The following is an 18,107-nucleotide window of genomic DNA, read 5'->3' on the forward strand; positions in this document are numbered from 1 at the left end:
GAACAAAATTATGGCATTAATCGTTCAAAAATTTGGTGGAACATCTGTTGGTTCTGTTGAACGTATCCAACATGTAGCAAACCGTGTTATTCAAGAAGCAGAGCGCGGTAACCAAGTAGTTGTTGTTGTATCGGCAATGGGCAAAACTACAGATGCACTGGTGAAATTAGCAAGTGATATTACGGACAGTCCAAGCAAACGCGAAATGGATATGCTTCTTACAACTGGAGAACAAGTAACGATTTCCCTGTTAACAATGGCTCTTCAATATAAAGGGTATGAAGCAACTTCGCTAACAGGTTGGCAAGCTGGTATCCAGACGGAAGCAGTTCACAGCAATGCACGAATCCAGCACATTGACACGACTCGTATTCAAAGCCAATTAGATAGAGGTCGAATCGTAGTAGTAGCTGGATTCCAAGGCTGTTCAGAAGATGGAAGCATTACAACATTAGGTCGAGGCGGCTCTGACACGACGGCAGTAGCTCTTGCCGCAGCATTAAAAGCTGCAAAATGTGATATTTATACAGACGTAACAGGAGTGTTTACGACAGATCCGCGCTATGTAGAAGATGCTCGTAAGCTTCACTCTATTTCATATGACGAAATGTTAGAATTAGCTAATTTGGGAGCAGGGGTGCTGCATCCGCGCGCCGTTGAGTTTGCAAAAAATTATCAGGTACCGCTAGAAGTGCGTTCAAGCTTAGAAAACGAGAATGGAACGATTGTTGAGGAGGAAGTTTCAATGGAACAAAACTTAGTCGTAAGAGGAATTGCGTTTGAAGATAATATTTCACGAGTGACAATTGAAGGGTTAAACAACGAGTTGCAAACTCTTTCTACTATTTTTACAGCATTAGCAAAAGAACAGTTAAATGTGGACATTATTATTCAAAACGTAACGGCTAATAATCGTCTTTCTATCTCATTTTCTATTAAAACTGTAGACGTAGATGCCGCTCTTGCCGTCTTAAAAGAGTATAAATCTACTTTAGGATATACGCGTATTGAACATGAAAGCAGTCTGGCTAAAGTATCAATTGTCGGCTCTGGCATGATTTCTAATCCAGGCGTTGCAGCCGAAATGTTTGAAGTGCTGGCAGGAGAGAAAATTGAAGTGAAGATGGTCAGCACGTCTGAAATTAAAGTATCTACAGTTGTACCGCACGCTGATATGGTAAAAGCTGTTGAGACGCTTCACGTAGCATTTGAATTAGAAGAGCAGCAAGCAGTGCAAGTATAAAGAAGAGAAAAAGACGTGGTATTTCCACGTCTTTTATATATACATATTTCCTATTTTTTATAACGCTCCGCACGCGTTTCGGTAGGTAAGATATCTTTTCGGTCCCACTGTACCGAAATCAGCACTTTTCCGTTCTTTTCTTTATGTGTTAAGTAGGCTTCTGTTAGGCAGTTGTTTTGACGCTGAATCTGTTCAGCTACAAATCCTGACTCAAGATGAAACGAACAAGTTTCCTGCTGAAATCTTTTGCTGACCACATCACCTGATAACTCAAGCTCTAGTGAATATTTATCTTTTTTTGCAAGCGTCAGTGTTCCCCAGGAAGCTGCTTTAAAAAAAGCGACGATTTCATCCATTGTATTTAACGGGTATTTCCGCGCAAGGTGTTTTCCTGCCCAGTATGAAATGGTATTTGTTTCGTCTCCAAGAAGCTCTGGAATTAACACGTCACGCAAAAGGCTGTATCCGAAATATGAAACGTGATCAAGAGTTCTCTCTGTTTCAGCTGTGACATTAGGTTCTGATGTTTCCATCGTCTCTTCAAGTTCTTGCTGTGATTCTGTTTGTAAATTGCTCATGCTTTCCCCTCTTTCTTTACTACTATTATATACAAATCTAAAAAACCTCTCACGCATTTTTTTAATAAAATGTAAGAGGATCTTTATTATGGTAAAAAGAGTTAGATGTAAAGATAAAAAATCCATAATATACCTTTTAAAAGGGTACTTTTACCTGTGTAAATGTTTTGTGAACTTGTTTACAATAAAAGTATAAAGTAAACGCTTACTTAGTTGTGGCAAGCAATATTATAATAGAAAGAAAAAATCTGTAACATCAGTATAGTAAGCGGTAACAAATATAAAATTTTATAAATTTATATTTTATAGAAGATTTAAACATCTTGCCTTGACGCTCTTAATCGATGGGAGTAAAATTAACCTGTCACATACTTTATTAGGAAATGCAAAGGTTTTCATTTCCTGTATTCACGATTAATCTATTTGTCTAGTGGGAGTAAGAAAGTTCTTCACAAACTATGTTCATTTAACTAAGGGGGGTCTACGCAGATGGCGGCAAACAGAGAGTTTCAATATCGGAGAATCCATTCATTACTTGGGGTAATACCAATCGGGATTTTCTTAACACAGCATTTAGTTGTGAATCATTTCGCGACAAAGGGAGAAGAATCATTTAATCAAGCAGCTCACTTCATGGAGAGCTTACCTTTCCGCTATGCTCTAGAAATTTTCATTATTTTCTTACCAATCGTTTTTCACGCAATATACGGTCTTTACATCGCATTCACTGCTAAAACAAACGTTAACAACTACGGTTTTTTCCGTAACTGGATGTTTATCCTTCAGCGTGTTTCAGGTGTAATCACACTTATCTTCATCACATGGCACGTATGGGAAACCAGAATACAAGCTGCGCTTGGAAAAGAAGTAGATTTTCAAATGATGGAACGAATTTTAAGCAACCCGGCAATGCTTGCATTCTACATAGTTGGTGTTGTATCTACGATCTTCCACTTTGCAAACGGTCTATGGTCATTTGGAGTTAGCTGGGGGTTAACTGTAACACCACGTTCTCAAAGAATTTCAACTTATGTGACATTAGCAATCTTCTTAGCACTTACATTTGTAGGTGTTCGTACATTATTCGCATTTGCATAAAATTAAGGTTTTGAAGGAGTGGGGTTCCGATGAGTAACGGAAAAATCATCGTAGTCGGTGGCGGTTTAGCTGGCTTGATGGCAACAATAAAAATTGCTGAGTCTGGCAAGCAAGTAGATTTATTTTCACTAGTTCCGGTAAAAAGATCTCACTCAGTTTGCGCGCAAGGTGGAATCAACGGAGCCGTAAATACGAAAGGTGAAGGGGATTCACCATGGGAACACTTTGATGACACAGTGTACGGCGGAGACTTTTTAGCCAACCAGCCACCTGTAAAAGCAATGTGTGAAGCAGCTCCTGGTATTATTCACTTACTTGACCGCATGGGTGTTATGTTTAACCGTACTCCTGAGGGTTTGTTAGACTTCAGACGATTTGGCGGGACGCAGCATCACCGTACGGCTTTTGCTGGGGCAACAACGGGTCAACAATTATTGTATGCATTAGATGAGCAGGTTCGTCGCTATGAAGTTGCCGGACTTGTGACAAAGTACGAAGGATGGGAATTCTTAGGTGCTGTTCTTGATGATGAGCGCAGCTGTCGCGGAATTTCTGCACAGAATTTAAAATCAATGGAAATTAAAACGTTCCCAGCTGACGCGGTTATTATGGCTACAGGTGGACCTGGAATTGTTTTTGGAAAATCGACGAACTCAGTTATTAATACCGGTTCAGCGGCATCTATCGTGTATCAGCAAGGTGCATACTATTCAAACGGAGAGTTTATTCAAATTCATCCAACTGCTATCCCAGGAGATGATAAGCTTCGTCTTATGAGTGAATCTGCTCGTGGAGAAGGCGGACGCGTTTGGACATATAAAGACGGTAAACCTTGGTATTTCTTAGAGGAAAAATATCCTGCATACGGTAACTTAGTACCTCGTGATATTGCAACTCGTGAAATTTTTGACGTCTGCGTAGCGCAGAAGTTAGGAATTAACGGAGAGAACATGGTTTATCTGGACCTTTCACATAAAGATCCAAAAGAGCTAGACATTAAACTTGGAGGTATCATCGAAATCTATGAAAAATTCATGGGCGATGATCCGCGCAAGGTGCCAATGAAAATTTTCCCAGCCGTACACTATTCAATGGGCGGTTTATGGGTGGATTACGATCAAATGACAAATATTCCTGGCTTATTCGCAGCTGGTGAGTGTGATTATTCACAGCACGGAGCGAACCGTTTAGGAGCAAACTCATTATTATCAGCTATTTATGGTGGGATGGTTGCTGGTCCTAAAGCGGTTGAATACATCAATGGTTTAGAAAAGAGCGCAGATGCTATTTCTTCAAGCGTATATGATCGTCATGTGAAAGAAGAAGAAGAGAAATGGAACAATATCATGAATCTTCAAGGTACAGAAAATGCATATGTTCTTCATAAAGAGCTAGGGGAATGGATGACTGACAACGTGACAGTCGTACGATACAATGACAAACTGTTAAAAACAGATGAAAAAATTCAAGAATTAATTGAACGCTATGATCGTATTAACATTAATGATACGGCTAAATGGAGTAATCAAGCGGCAACATTTACTCGTCAGCTGCAAAACATGCTTCAGCTTTCACGTGTTGTAACGCTAGGAGCTTACAACCGTAACGAAAGTCGCGGTGCTCATTATAAGCCAGATTTCCCTGATCGTAACGATGAAGAATTCTTAAAAACAACAATGGCATCTTTTGTGGATAAGAAAACGGCTCCTTCTTTCCATTATGAAGAGGTAGACGTATCGTTAATCAAACCGCGTAAGCGCGACTACACAAAGAAAAAAGATGAAAAACCAAAAAAACAACAAGAGGGGGTTCGTTAATCAATGAGTGAACAACAAACAGTCCAAAAGACAGTGCGCTTCATTATTACACGTCAAGATTCAGCTGAATCTGCTCCTTACAATCAGGAGTTTGAAATTCCGTATCGTCCGAATATGAACGTTATTTCAGCACTGATGGAAATCAGACGTAACCCTGTTGATGCTTCAGGTAAAGAGGTTGCTCCGATAAACTGGGAGATGAACTGTTTAGAGGAAGTATGCGGAGCCTGTTCAATGGTCATCAACGGTAAACCTCGTCAGTCATGTACGGCTCTTGTTGATAAACTAGAACAGCCAATTCGCTTACAGCCAATGAAAACATTTCCTGTGGTTCGTGACTTGCAAGTAGACCGCAGCCGTATGTTTGATTCACTGAAAAAAGTAAAAGCCTGGGTTCCAATCGATGGCACATACGATCTAGGGCCAGGACCGCGTATGCCTGAAAAGAAACGTCAGTGGGCGTATGAGTTATCCAAATGTATGACATGTGGCGTTTGCTTAGAAGCTTGTCCAAACGTAAACGACAAGTCAAACTTCATCGGTCCAGCACCGCTTTCTCAAGTTCGCTTGTTTAATGCCCATCCAACCGGTGCGTTAAATAAAGGAGAACGTTTAGAGACGATTATGGGTGATGGAGGACTAGCGAACTGCGGGAACTCTCAAAACTGCGTTCAATCATGTCCAAAAGGAATTCCATTGACTACTTCAATCGCAGCTTTGAACCGCGATACAACAATTCAAGCATTCAGAAGTTTCTTTGGTAGCGATCAAGTATAATCACTCAAAACCTCTCCACGCGGAGAGGTTTTATTTTGTCTATGACGAACGGAGGAAATACAGATGAATAATATTTCGTATATTGAAGACATAGATCATTGGAAAGAGTCATTTTCGTTTAAGAAGGAGATCAAGGTAAGATTTTCAGAAACAGATATGTTTGGGCATTTAAATAATACGGTTCCTTTTGTTTATTTTGAACAAATACGTACGGAATTTTTTCACCATATTGGCTTTATGCAAAAGTGGACGAGTAAGCATGAGGGAACGATACCGGTGGTGGCTGATTTGCAGTGCGATTATGCCAAACAAGTGTATTTTGGCAACGTGCTATCTGTTTTTGTAAAAACTCATAGAATTGGACGTTCGTCGGTTGATTTACACTATATGATTCAAAATGAGCAAAAAGAGGTTGTGCTCACCGGGAGAGGAACAATGGTGCAAATTTCTAAAGAAACAGGAAAAAGCGTGCCTTGGGATGAAGAGATGAAAAGGTGTTTATCAACTATATGAAAATGGCTTGAAGGCTCTTTCTTCAGGCTTTTTTCTTTTTTAAAGGTAAAAAAGAGTTTTTTGCATATTTTTTCTAAAACTAGTAACCGCGTAGGCATACCGCACATAAGATATGTTGACTAAATTTACACCCATCCGATAGTTCAACTCAGGATCAGGCAAGGAGGGTTACATTGAAAGAAAAAGAGTTTCAACCTAAACCGCTACTTACAAAGCGTGAACGAGAAGTATTCGAGCTTTTAGTACAGGACAAAACAACAAAAGAAATCGCGAGTGAACTATTCATTAGCGAAAAAACAGTTCGAAATCATATTTCTAATGCGATGCAAAAGCTTGGAGTCAAGGGGCGTTCTCAAGCAGTCGTAGAACTCCTTCGAATGGGAGAACTTGAACTATAACATGAGCTGGCTTTCTTCTTAGAAAGCCAGCTTTTTGTATATTTTTTCAGGTGTCGCATACATATCTAAAAAGAATGACGTTAAGAAAATATTATAAAAAAGGTAAATCTTTATAAAAAAAACTTATTGCTTGAAATTGAATTTCAGAGTACGTATACTTTTAAGTAAGGAGATACTAGTTCAGAAGAAAGAGAGGTGAGATGATGAAAAATGTATGGATGAGCTTATTGTTATGCATGATATTCTGTTTGCCTTTTGCGAGTTTGCCAGATAAATTTATTGATAACGACTTTGAAAAAGTGAAGGTCACAAAAAGTTCGGTTCAGCATTACACCGATATTGTGCACATGTCTCCAGGAGCTAAGCACAGCGTTAAACAAATAGGATCCCTCATACAAAGCGTGATAGTAACTTTTGCTTTAGTATGGACGAGTGCCAAACTCATCATTCCAACGCATCAAATTGCGTATTTTATCCTCAAGAAAACACTTTTTTATCCAAAAATCTTTCAATCAAGTTACCTCAATTAAATAAAAAAGGTTGAAATTTCAACAGCCTTTTCTTCAAACCTAAAATTACCAACTATTCTTAGGCTTATTTGCTATGCGGATTTTCTAGGCAAATAACGGGGCAAAATTAAAAAATTCTTTTTAAAAACTTTATAGGAGTGATCATTCAATGATGATTAAAGAAACGGAGTTACCAGGAATCGGCCGTAAATTTGAAATTGAGACAAGCGGAGGAAGCCGCGTAGTCGTTATCATTCATGATGATGGAAGACGTGAAATCTACCACTTCGATCAAAAAGATTTAGAAGAAAGCATTTTTGACATTACGTTAACAGATACAGAATCAAGACAGCTAGCTGCAATTTTAGGCGGCATGATTTACAAGCCAAAAGCAATGGAAACCATTGAAGTGGCATTCAATGACTTAGTTATTGAATGGTACAAAGTTGAAAAACAAGCGAAAGCTCACAGTAAAACAATTGGTGAAATTGACGTTCGCAGCAACTATGATGTCACTATCATCGCCGTCATTAAAAACACGCAAAAAAAATTATCAACTCCAGGACCAGATACGTTAATTGAAGAAGGAGATACGCTTGTTATCTCTGGAGAACGAGGGAATTTAAAAACGCTCATTAAAGAATTGCTTTCACAAGGAGGTAGTTCATAATTGGATCATTTAGTATTTGAAGTTGGGACAGCTTTGTTACTAGTGGCTTTAGCGGCTATACTAGCACATAAATTTAAATTTACGATTATTCCATTCCTCATTCTGCTGGGCATGGCGGTCGGTCCCCATGCTCCTGAGTTTGGCTCATTCAGTTTAAAGTTTATTGAAAGCCAAGAGATTATTGAATTTATGGGGAGAATTGGAGTTCTCTTTTTACTGTTTTATTTAGGATTAGAATTTTCAGTTGGAAAGCTAATTAAATCAGGTAGGTCCATCGCGGTGGGAGGGTCTATTTATATTTTAATTAACTTCACTTTAGGATTATTGTATGGATACCTGACAGGAAATCCTCTTCTTGAAGTGCTGATTATCGCTGGAATTATTACGATTTCGTCCAGCGCAATTGTCGCAAAAGTATTGGTTGATTTAAAACGAACAGCGAATCCAGAAACGGAACTGATATTAGGGATTATCATGTTTGAAGATATTTTCTTAGCGGTTTATCTTTCTGTCGTTTCAGGGTTGGTGCTTGGAGACCACGGATCGCTTGCTGGATCTTTAACATCTATTTTAATTGCGTTTGGCTATATGATGCTGTTCTTTATCATTGCTCGAAAAGCCACGCCGCTACTAAATAAACTTTTAAATATTTCATCAAACGAAATCTTTATAATCGTCGTTTTTGCGGTATTGTTTTTTGTGGCAGGCTTCTCAGAAACAATTCACGTGGCAGAAGCAATTGGCGCGTTATTGCTTGGACTTGTCTTTTCTGAAACGGAACATCGCGATCGTATTGAACATCTTGTCGTACCGTTTCGTGATTTCTTTGGAGCCATCTTTTTCTTCAGCTTCGGGTTAAGTATTGATCCTCTCACGCTATGGGATGCGGGCTGGCTTGCGCTTGGTGCAGTTGCGCTTACGATTATTGGTAACTTTACAGCCGGTATGATCTCAGGAAGAAAAAGCGGGCTGTCACACAAGGCTTCGACCAACATTGGGTTAACGATTATGTCACGAGGCGAGTTTTCAATTATTATGGCTAACATTGGAATTGAAGGAGGATTATCCGCAATTCTTCAGCCATTCGCTGCGCTTTATGTATTGATCCTAGCTATTATTGGCCCTTTGTTAACGAAGGAGTCTAAGCATATATATGGGTTTTTAAACTCGGTATTTAAATGGAAAAAACCAAATCCTCAAGAATCAAAGTGATAATATATATAAAACACAGTTGACAAATCGGATTAATATGATAAAATTCAAAATAATCCAATAACAAATCAGTTAAATATAGCAACGGGCTGATCGGTCAACCGAAAGCTCCTACCTTTTTCAGGTAGGAGCTTTTGTGTTTTTAGATGAACGAGCTTTTGATTTGAAAATTCAAGGAGGAGGAACTGCTGTGAGTGTTGTCATTCAATCTGTTAACCGATCATTTCAAAAAGGAGAACAAGTAACTCAAGCATTGCGAAATGTAAATCTTACGATTAATAAAGGTGAATTTATTACCGTTATTGGTCCGAGCGGATGCGGAAAAAGTACGCTGCTTAAAATGATTGCAGGACTTGATATGGATTATGAAGGGCGTATTGAAATCAACGGGAAGCACATAGCCGGACCTAGCATTAAACAGGGAATGATCTTTCAAGAACACCGCTTGTTCCCATGGCTTAATGTGGAACAAAATATAGCGGCTGACTTATCGCTGAAAGATTCGAACGTTCGGCGCCGCGTAGATGAGTTAATTGATATTGTCAGGCTGAAAGGATTTGAAAAAGCTTATCCTCGAGAATTATCCGGAGGGATGTCTCAACGAGTCGCTATTGCGCGTGCTCTTTTAAGAAATCCAGAAGTTTTATTATTAGATGAGCCGTTCGGTGCGTTAGATGCTTTTACTCGCACTCATTTGCAAGATGTGCTGCTAGACATATGGAAAAAAGAAAAAACAACCATGATTTTTGTTACGCATGATTTAGATGAATCCATTTACTTGGGGACTAAAATTGTGATTATGAGTGCCAGGCCAGGAGAAATTAGCCGGGTCGTTCCAGTAGAAATTAGTCATCCGCGAAAAAAGACAGAGTTACCATTTCAGCAGCTAAGGCAGCAAGTACTGAAAGAATTTGAAGAAGCAGGAGAACATTAAAGATTCAATAAGACAGAGAAGGAGACAGAACAGATGAAAAAGCTACTTTTAACTGCATCTATTGTACTTGTTCTCGCATTGGCTGGATGCGGGACAAAAGAAAAAGCGAGCGGAGAAGATTCAAAAGACGTTACGATCAACATTGGGATCCAACAAAGCTTAGGCCCTTTAATGCTGGCACAAAACCAAAAATGGTTTGAAAAAGAATTTAGAAAAATAGGTGTAAATGTTAAATGGACAGAGTTTCAAAGCGGACCTCCGCAATTTGAAGGTTTAGCATCTGGACATTTGGATTTCGGCCAAGTTGGAAATTCACCGGTTATTTCTGGTCAAGGCGCAGACATTCCGTTTTTAGAAATTGCTAATTCCAGCGACGGGTTGAAAGGAAATGCCATTTTAGTAGGGAAAAACAGCAAGATTAAAAGCGTAAAAGATTTAAAAGGTAAAAAGATTGCGGTTGCGAAAGGAAGCAGCGGTTTTAATTTATTATACAGAGCTCTTGACCAAAATGGGTTGAAGCCAAGTGATGTAAAGATTATTCAGCTTCAGCCAGACGAAGCTCAGCCAGCATTTGAAAATGGGTCAGTGGATGCATGGTCAATCTGGGAACCGTTTATCTCACTGCAAAACTTAAAAAATGAAGCTCGTATTTTAGCAGACGGCGATTCATTAAAGGTTGCTTCACCAGGTTTTACTATTGTAAGAGAAGGCTTTGCAAAAGATCATCCAGAGTTAGTCGTTAAGTTTTTACAAGTTTATCAAAAAGCGCTTGAATGGCAAAACGAACATTTTGAAGAATCTGTGGATATTTTAGCAAAGCAAAAAAATCTAGATAAAGACGTAGTAAGACAAGTGTTAAAAAATAATCCTGCCTATAATCGTCCAACCTCTAAAGAAATTATTGCAGAACAACAGCGAACAGCTGATTTTCAACAATCTTTAGGTGTTATTAAAAAGAAAATTGATACTGGAGATGTTGTTGATAATTCATTTATTGAAAAAGCATTAAAAGAAAAATGAGGTGATGAAAATGAGTAAAACATCTGTGGTTTCAGGACATGTCCAGTCTTCAGCAGCTCACTTGCAAAAAGTGAAAAAAAGAAAGGAAGAAGCGAAAAATAAGCAGGGGATTTTCCTTCGTTCTCTTGTCGTGCCACTTCTGCTTATCACGGTGTGGCAAATTATTGGTTCTGCGGGCTATGTATCCAAAACTGTTCTTCCTACACCTGTTGATATTGTACTTTCTTTTAAACAGCTCATCGTATCCGGGGAACTCGGAGCTAATCTTCAAATCAGTATTTTGCGTGCTGCCATAGGTTTTGCCGTTGGAGCTGGACTAGGGTTGCTATTTGGTGTAATTGTCGGTTTCTCAAAGAAAACAGAGCACTATATGGATCCATCTATTCAAATGCTTAGAACTGTTCCACACCTTGCATTGGCGCCTTTATTTATCTTATGGTTTGGCTTTGGTGAAATTTCAAAGATATTGCTAATTGCAAATGGTGCATTTTTTCCAATCTATGTGAATACGTATCTAGGCATTCGCGGGGTTGATTCGAAATTATTTGATGTTGCTCGCGTTCTTCAATTTAGTAAATGGAAACAAATCACAAAACTCATTTTACCAGCTGCTCTTCCTAATATTTTACTTGGTGTCCGATTGTCTTTAGGTATTGCATGGCTCGGACTGGTAGTTGCTGAATTAATGGGAGCAAGTGAAGGTGTAGGATACATGATTATGGATGCTAGACAGTTTTCTCAAACGGACGTAGTTTTTGTCGGAATTATCATTTTTGCTGTTGTAGGCAAATTAACCGATTCATTTGTCCGAGTATTAGAAAAGCGTCTTCTTAAATGGAGAGACAGCTACGCAGGTGAAAAATAAAAGAAGGATTTATACACGTATTAATCCTTGTAAATCTATCAGTTTTATAAGTGAAAAGGAGAGATGATAATGAGCCAGGTTACAATTATTACAGGAAGCCCTTCAAAGCAATCAAGGTCAGCTGCTTTAAGCGAGTATATTGCAGCATATCTACAAGATGAAAAATATGAAGTGAAAACCGTGCATGTCCGTGACTTGCCCGCTGAAGACTTAGTATATGCTAACTTTTCTAGCCCTGCGATTCAAGAAGCTCAAAAGAAAGTCGCAGATGCTGATGCCGTTATTATTGTCAGCCCAATCTATAAAGCTAGCTACACAGGAATTTTAAAAACATTTTTAGATTTAATACCTGAAAAAGGTTTTCACAATAAAACCGTGCTGCCGATAGCTACAGGGGGAACCATTGCTCACCTACTGACTCTTGATTATGTATTTAAGCCGACTTTATCAGTTTTAGGGGCTACTGCTCTTATTCATGGAGTTTATATTGTTGATTCTGAGGTGGCTTATACGAAAGAAAATGAAATTGAGTTTATTACGGAAGAAGCAGAAGCGAGAATTAAACGTTCATTAAAAGAGCTGGGATATCATCTAGAACAAACGAAAAGGAGTGTTGAATCATGAAAATACTATGGTTTATTCCTTCCCATGGAGATGGAAGATATTTAGGGACAAATCGAGGAGGTCGTTCAGCAGACTATTCATATTTTCGGCAAGTTGCTCAAGCAGCTGACCGTTTAGGGTTTGAAGGAGTTTTGATTCCAACGGGGAAATCATGCGAAGACCCTTGGCTATTGGCTGCTTCACTTATACCTGAAACAGAGCGTTTGAAATTTTTAGTAGCTGTACGTCCCGGCATTATGGCCCCTTCCGTGGCAGCGCGCATGACCTCGACTCTTGATCGAATTTCAAACGGTCGTTTACTAGTTAATGTAGTAGCAGGAGGAGATCCGGCCGAATTAGCGGGAGATGGCCTTTTCTTATCACATGATGAACGTTATGAAGCTGCGGATGAATTTTTAGATGTGTGGAAAGGGTTATTGGCTGGAGATACGGTTAATTATGAAGGAAAACATATTCATGTAGAGAACAGTGAGCTGTTGTATCCACCTGTTCAAAAACCTTCTCCACCTATTTATTTTGGCGGATCTTCACCCTCAGGACAAAAAGTTGCAGCAAAACATTCTGACGTGTATTTAACGTGGGGCGAACCTCCTGAACAAGTAAGAGAAAAAATAACGGCTGTGAGAAAGCAAGCAGAAGCAGAAGGCAGAACCGTTAAGTTTGGGATTCGTTTGCATATTATTGTAAGGGAAACGGAAGAAGAAGCTTGGCAAGCAGCCGATCGATTAATTCAGCATTTGGACGACGACACGATTCAAGCAGCACAGCGTACTTTTGCTAGGTATGACTCGGTCGGGCAGCAGCGAATGGCGAGCCTTCATAGAGGAACCAGAGAGGAACTTACGATTAGCCCTAACTTATGGGCAGGTGTAGGGCTTGTCCGGGGAGGTGCAGGAACTGCACTAGTAGGCAGTGCTGAAAATGTAGCGAAACGAATAAAAGAATATGAAGCTTTAGGAATTGAATCTTTTATTTTATCAGGCTATCCGCATTTAGAAGAAGCTTATCACGTAGGCGAGTTATTGTTTCCGCTTTTAAATATTGATGAGGGTGAAGGAAAGAGTGAAAGCATCGGTGAGATTATTGCAAACGATAGGTTTCCAAAAGCTTCAACGTCATAAAAGAAGAACCGGTGAAAAATTCACCGGTTCTTCTTTTACATTCATCTCAGCCGAGAGACGAGTTCGTTAAATTGTTGGTTTAGGTTTTTCAGGTGCAGCTTGTTTATCTTTTCGACTTTCTTGAATATATACTTTAAAGAGAAAAATATTTAAACAGCCCAGTGTGAGGAATAACGGTGCAAAATAATATTCTTGAGACATAAGTAGGACGAAAACGCTTCCAAAACAGAACAGAGAACTAAACATAAAGTAAAACTGTAAGAATCTTCTCATTTTAGTCGCCTCCTATTCTTTTTCTTCTTACAATTATTATATCAAATACTTTCCAAAAAAGACACAAAATATTCACAAAATGTTCAATTTTTTTCTTTTTTGCCTATTGATTTTTTTGTCGATATGTAAATTTAGTGGGTTGTAATACCAATTAATTCCTGATTGTAACTTTCCGATGGAAAGTTTATGTAAAATTTTATATGATAGAGAAATGCTATTGAAAAAAGGGGGAAAATCATCATGAGACGAATTGGGTGGCTATTTTTTACTATGGCAATTCTTTTATTAATAACTGCCGGTTGCTCAAATGATCAACAGAAAGCACAGGATCGATTTGATAAATATGTAGCCATGTGGAATAAAGAAGATTTTAAAGGCATGTATGGATACTTGTCTAAAGATGCTAAAAAGACGATTTCAGAAAAAGACTTTGTAAATCGATATAAAAATATCTATGCTGCAATTGAAGCGGACAAGCTTAAAGTGAAGGCAAGTAAAATAGAAAACTTAGAAATAAAAGACCATAAAGCTGTTTTACCTTTTGAAGTAAACATGAACTCTGTAGCCGGTAAAATCTCATTTAAAGAAAATGCTGCTGTAGTTCAAGAAAAACAAGGGGATACAGAGAATTGGTATATTAATTGGAAGCCTAACATGATTTTTAAAGGACTTAAGCAAGAAGAGCAAGTAAGAGTAGCTGCTCAGTCAGCTGTGCGTGGAGAAATTATGGATCGTTCAGGGAAATATTTAGCTCAAAATGGAGAAGCGATTCAAATTGGAGTTGTTCCCCAGCAGTTTTCTAAAGGCGGCGAGCACGCTATACAACAATTAAGCAAGACTCTTGCTCTTTCAGAAAAAAGTATTAATCAAGCACTGAGCGCTTCTTGGGTGAAAAAGAATCAATTTGTTCCTATTAAAACAGTTAGTCAAAAAGACGCCTCTAATTTAGAGAATTCTTTGAAAAAAGTAGAAGGCATTCAACAAAAAAAAGTAAATGCGCGCGTATATCCTTGTGAAGAAGCGTGTGCCCATTTAGTTGGATACGTTGCGCCTGTCACAGCGGAATATTTAAAAAAGCATAAAGATGAAGGCTATAATGCTCAGTCTAAAGCTGGAATGATTGGGTTGGAGTCTTTATATGAAGATAAGCTTCGTGCTCGAGACGGCGTCACGATTTATACTGTAGATAAAGATGGTAATAAAAAGAATGAAATTGCAAAAGTGAATCCAAAAGATGGGGAAAGCATTCAAGTTACAGTAGACACGAATGTTCAAAAATCCCTTTATGAACAGTTAAAAGATGAAAAAGGAGTAGCTACTGCTCTTCAACCTAAAACTGGAGAAATATTAGGTCTTGTAAGCACGCCAGCTTTTGATCCGAATTCTTTTTCTTTTGGAATCGATGCTAATACGTATCAATCCCTTTCAACGAATCCCGATAAGCCGTTAATGAACCGCTTTACCAAAACGTATTCTCCGGGATCTACATTTAAGTTAGTCACGGGAGCTTTAGCGGTTGATGAAGGTGTGGTAAATCCAAACGAAAGTGTATCAATCAGCGGGAAGAAGTGGCAAAAAGATAAAAGCTGGGGGAATTTCTACGTAACACGAGTGGGAAGCAAGCCGAATGTTAATTTACGTGATGCTTATGTTACATCTGATAATATTTATTTTGCGCAGACTGCTTTGAAGTTAGGTTTAGACAAATTTAACAGTGGTTTAAAACAGTTTGGGTTCAATCAAAAAATGCCTGTTAATTATCCTTTTGAAACATCTAAAATTGCAGGTGATCAAGATATTAAAGATGAGGGAGTATTAGCAAACTCTGGCTATGGCCAGGGGAAACTGCAAGTGAATCCTCTCCACTTGGCATTGATGTATACATCGATTGTAAACGATGGAAACATAGTAAAGCCTATTCTTATGAACGGTGATGAGAGTGGAATATGGAAAAAACAAGTAATATCTAAAGAAACGGCACAATTAATTCAAAATGATTTAGTTGATGTCATTGAAGATAAAAATGGTACGGGTCATGCTGCAAAAATAGATGGGTTAACCCTGGCTGGAAAAACTGGAACGGCAGAATTAAAGAAAACTCAAGGTGAAAAAGGGCAGGAAAACGGCTGGTTTGTAGCTGTGGATACAAAACAGAAAAACCTACTCGTTTCAATGATGATTGAAGGAGTAGAAGATAAAGGCGGAAGTCATTACGTCGTGCCGAAAGTAAAAAATGTATTTCAGCAATATAATAAGTAAATAATAAAAGCCAGTTCTAAAGGAGCTGGCTTGTATTATTTACACAAGGGGAGTAATGTTAAGTTTTTGTAAATCCCAGTTTTATACAAACTCTGAAAACCCTTGTTTTAAAAGGAATGAACGTATTATTGTTAATGTATTGTAAAGAGACCTAAAAAAATGTGTTTGAAAAGTTATTGACAATTAACAATAATAGGAGTAATTTTTGACTTGGCGTAAAAAAATGAATCGCATAACCTATAAGTAAAAGAACCATCTTTTGGGACTTTTGCTCTGGTAAACGTTTGTTTTTTTCGAATTTTTTGATACACAAGAGAGGTGGTTTCTCTCGTTATAGTAATGAACAGATAAGTTTTATCCATTACTTTAAATGAAAAAAGAAACTAGAACACATATAAAAAGATAGAGAGAAAAAACGAGTGGTAAAGTTTCGATAAATTGGATGGAGGATTGCAACGTGATCAAAAGAAAAAAAGACAAGTTTTCTGAAATGTTAATGGACATTGCCCAAAATATTAAGGACTCAGCAGATTTTTTAGGCAGCTTTGAACTTCAAAATGTATCTGACCTAAAGGAATTTGCCAATGTTTTAAAAGCGTATGAATCAAAAGGTGATAAATACGTGCATACAGTGATTACTGAGTTGAACAAAGCATTTATTACTCCAATTGAGCGTGAAGATATTTTACAGCTAGCAATGAGCATGGATGATGTACTTGATGGCATCGACAGCTTTGCTGCTTTAATGGAAATTCATTCAATTACGACATTTGATGAATATGTAGCTGAATTTGTTAAAAATATTCAAGGCTGTGCTGAAGAGATTTTAATTACTATTAATTTGTTGTCTGAGAAAAAGCTTCTTCAAATTAGTGAACATGCAATTAAAATTAAAGAGTATGAGTCACATTGTGATACATTATATCGTCGTGCGCTAAAACAATTATTTGCAACATGTAAAGATCCAATTAAAGTTATTCAATATAAAGAAATTTATGAAACGCTAGAAGAAATCGCGGATTATTGTCAAACGGTTGCGAACAACTTAGAATCAGTTATTATGAAGAATGCGTAACGGGGCTATATTATAATGGATTCGATGTTAATATTAACCATTCTAATTGTAGTTGGTGCACTTGGTTTTGACTTTATCAACGGATTTCACGATACAGCTAATGCCATTGCGACTTCTGTTTCAACCAAAGCTTTAAAACCGCGACATGCAATTCTTTTAGCCGCAACTATGAACTTTGTCGGTGCTATGACGTTTACGGGCGTAGCCAAAACGATTACAAAGGATATCGTTGATCCTTATACGCTTCAAAATGGTTCTATCGTTATTTTAGCAGCATTAATTTCTGCTATCGCGTGGAACCTAATCACATGGTATTTCGGTATCCCGAGTAGTTCTTCTCATGCAATTATTGGATCGATTGCAGGAGCAGCTATTGCAGCTGCTGGATTTGGTGCTTTAAATTACAAAGGTTTCATCAAAATCATTGAAGCCCTTCTAATTTCACCAGTTCTAGCCTTTGTAGTAGGTTATATTGTCTATACGATTATCAAACTAACGTTTAAAAACCATAACTTGACGAAAACGAATAAGCGTTTTCGACGCGTTCAAATCCTGACTGCAGCCCTACAATCTTACACACACGGTACGAATGATGCGCAAAAAGCAATGGGTATCATTACGCTAGCGCTTATTGCTAACAATATGCAAAGCGGTACTGAGATTCAGTGGTGGGTCCAGCTGGCTTGTGCGGTGGCAATGGGGCTTGGAACGTCAATTGGTGGATGGAAAATCATTAAAACCGTTGGCGGTAAAATTATGAAAATTCGTCCTGTTAATGGAGTAGCTGCGGACTTAACAGGTGCTGCCATTATCTTTGGAGCAACGTTTATTCATCTACCTGTCAGTACTACTCATGTTATTTCATCTTCTATCTTAGGTGTAGGTTCTGCTCACCGAGTGAAAGGTGTAAAATGGGGAACTGCACAGCGCATGGTGATTACATGGATTATCACATTGCCAATTTCAGCTTCATTAGCTGCACTTATCTATATGATTTTAAATTTGTTCTTTTAATAAATGTGGAGCTTCTTTTTAAGAAGCTCCTTTTTTTATTTACATCCCCTCATTTGCACAGTACACTTAAAACATGAAAATAATACAATTGTTTTTAAAAGGGAGAT

The 18,107-nt window shown here is 38.2% G+C and carries 19 protein-coding genes; 17 read left to right on the top strand and 2 right to left on the bottom strand.

From position 1 onward, the window contains the following. Positions 1-10: 10 nt before the first annotated feature. Positions 11-1,243: an aspartate kinase gene (locus AC2YJL_RS00880; RefSeq protein WP_251568864.1), complete on the top strand. Its 1,233-nt coding sequence runs from the start codon at positions 11-13 to the stop codon at positions 1,241-1,243. A 50-nt stretch (positions 1,244-1,293) separates the two neighbouring features. On the opposite strand, the gene AC2YJL_RS00885 is transcribed toward AC2YJL_RS00880, so the two are convergent. Continuing rightward, on the bottom strand, positions 1,294-1,821 hold the full coding sequence (locus AC2YJL_RS00885; protein WP_013059401.1) for a YslB family protein: 528 nt from the start codon (positions 1,819-1,821) through the stop codon (positions 1,294-1,296). Between the two features lie 489 nt (positions 1,822-2,310). On the opposite strand from AC2YJL_RS00885, the gene AC2YJL_RS00890 reads away from it, so the two are divergent. The 13 genes from AC2YJL_RS00890 to ssuD all read left to right on the top strand — a co-directional run bounded on the left by AC2YJL_RS00890 (position 2,311) and on the right by ssuD (position 13,379). Then, positions 2,311-2,919, top strand: coding sequence for a succinate dehydrogenase cytochrome b558 subunit (locus tag AC2YJL_RS00890; protein ID WP_013059400.1), 609 nt, complete (start codon positions 2,311-2,313; stop codon positions 2,917-2,919). A gap of 29 nt (positions 2,920-2,948) precedes the next feature. Then, positions 2,949-4,736 carry a succinate dehydrogenase flavoprotein subunit gene (gene sdhA / locus AC2YJL_RS00895; protein WP_013059399.1) on the top strand — a complete coding sequence of 596 codons (1,788 nt, stop codon included), beginning with the start codon at positions 2,949-2,951 and terminating at the stop codon, positions 4,734-4,736. Between the two features lie 3 nt (positions 4,737-4,739). Next, complete coding sequence (gene sdhB / locus AC2YJL_RS00900) at positions 4,740-5,513, top strand: succinate dehydrogenase iron-sulfur subunit (RefSeq protein ID WP_013059398.1); 774 nt, start codon at positions 4,740-4,742, stop codon at positions 5,511-5,513. Positions 5,514-5,576: 63 nt separating this feature from the next. Beyond that, positions 5,577-6,026 carry an acyl-CoA thioesterase gene (locus tag AC2YJL_RS00905; protein WP_251568863.1) on the top strand — a complete coding sequence of 150 codons (450 nt, stop codon included), beginning with the start codon at positions 5,577-5,579 and terminating at the stop codon, positions 6,024-6,026. A gap of 173 nt (positions 6,027-6,199) precedes the next feature. Continuing rightward, on the top strand, positions 6,200-6,424 hold the full coding sequence (gerE, locus tag AC2YJL_RS00910) for a spore germination transcription factor GerE (RefSeq protein ID WP_013059396.1): 225 nt from the start codon (positions 6,200-6,202) through the stop codon (positions 6,422-6,424). A 200-nt stretch (positions 6,425-6,624) separates the two neighbouring features. After that, positions 6,625-6,954, top strand: a complete 330-nt coding sequence (locus AC2YJL_RS00915) for a hypothetical protein (RefSeq protein WP_230933660.1) — start codon at positions 6,625-6,627, stop codon at positions 6,952-6,954. A 148-nt stretch (positions 6,955-7,102) separates the two neighbouring features. Further along, a complete protein-coding gene (locus AC2YJL_RS00920) occupies positions 7,103-7,603 on the top strand; it encodes a cation:proton antiporter regulatory subunit (RefSeq protein ID WP_050688587.1) in 501 nt (166 codons plus the stop codon). Further along, complete coding sequence (locus AC2YJL_RS00925) at positions 7,604-8,815, top strand: cation:proton antiporter (protein ID WP_025750630.1); 1,212 nt, start codon at positions 7,604-7,606, stop codon at positions 8,813-8,815. It abuts the gene before it with no gap. 136 nt (positions 8,816-8,951) lie between these two features. Beyond that, complete coding sequence (locus AC2YJL_RS00930; RefSeq protein WP_407818571.1) at positions 8,952-9,749, top strand: ABC transporter ATP-binding protein; 798 nt, start codon at positions 8,952-8,954, stop codon at positions 9,747-9,749. A 33-nt stretch (positions 9,750-9,782) separates the two neighbouring features. Continuing rightward, a complete protein-coding gene (locus AC2YJL_RS00935) occupies positions 9,783-10,769 on the top strand; it encodes an aliphatic sulfonate ABC transporter substrate-binding protein (RefSeq protein WP_251568861.1) in 987 nt (328 codons plus the stop codon). A 10-nt stretch (positions 10,770-10,779) separates the two neighbouring features. Beyond that, positions 10,780-11,634 carry an ABC transporter permease gene (locus tag AC2YJL_RS00940; protein ID WP_153254661.1) on the top strand — a complete coding sequence of 285 codons (855 nt, stop codon included), beginning with the start codon at positions 10,780-10,782 and terminating at the stop codon, positions 11,632-11,634. Positions 11,635-11,703: 69 nt separating this feature from the next. Continuing rightward, positions 11,704-12,258, top strand: coding sequence for an NADPH-dependent FMN reductase (gene ssuE / locus AC2YJL_RS00945; RefSeq protein WP_251568859.1), 555 nt, complete (start codon positions 11,704-11,706; stop codon positions 12,256-12,258). Further along, entirely contained in the window at positions 12,255-13,379 is a 1,125-nt protein-coding gene (gene ssuD, locus AC2YJL_RS00950) for an FMNH2-dependent alkanesulfonate monooxygenase (protein WP_251568857.1), read from the top strand. The genes ssuE and ssuD overlap by 4 nt, the downstream gene beginning before the upstream one ends. 66 nt (positions 13,380-13,445) lie before the next feature. Here ssuD and AC2YJL_RS00955 read toward each other — a convergent pair whose 3' ends face one another. After that, the gene (locus tag AC2YJL_RS00955) at positions 13,446-13,652 is read right to left on the bottom strand and encodes a hypothetical protein (protein ID WP_013059387.1); all 207 of its coding nucleotides are present in this window, start codon (positions 13,650-13,652) and stop codon (positions 13,446-13,448) included. Between the two features lie 240 nt (positions 13,653-13,892). Between AC2YJL_RS00955 and AC2YJL_RS00960 the strand changes: the two genes are divergently transcribed. From AC2YJL_RS00960 to AC2YJL_RS00970, 3 genes are all read left to right on the top strand, one after another. Continuing rightward, positions 13,893-15,911 carry a penicillin-binding transpeptidase domain-containing protein gene (locus tag AC2YJL_RS00960; RefSeq protein ID WP_195695846.1) on the top strand — a complete coding sequence of 673 codons (2,019 nt, stop codon included), beginning with the start codon at positions 13,893-13,895 and terminating at the stop codon, positions 15,909-15,911. A 442-nt stretch (positions 15,912-16,353) separates the two neighbouring features. After that, positions 16,354-16,986: a DUF47 domain-containing protein gene (locus AC2YJL_RS00965; RefSeq protein ID WP_218039679.1), complete on the top strand. Its 633-nt coding sequence runs from the start codon at positions 16,354-16,356 to the stop codon at positions 16,984-16,986. A 15-nt stretch (positions 16,987-17,001) separates the two neighbouring features. Further along, positions 17,002-18,000, top strand: a complete 999-nt coding sequence (locus tag AC2YJL_RS00970) for an inorganic phosphate transporter (RefSeq protein WP_050688581.1) — start codon at positions 17,002-17,004, stop codon at positions 17,998-18,000. The last annotated feature ends 107 nt before the right edge of the window (positions 18,001-18,107 follow it).

The organism is Priestia sp. SRI_019 (genome assembly GCF_057586255.1).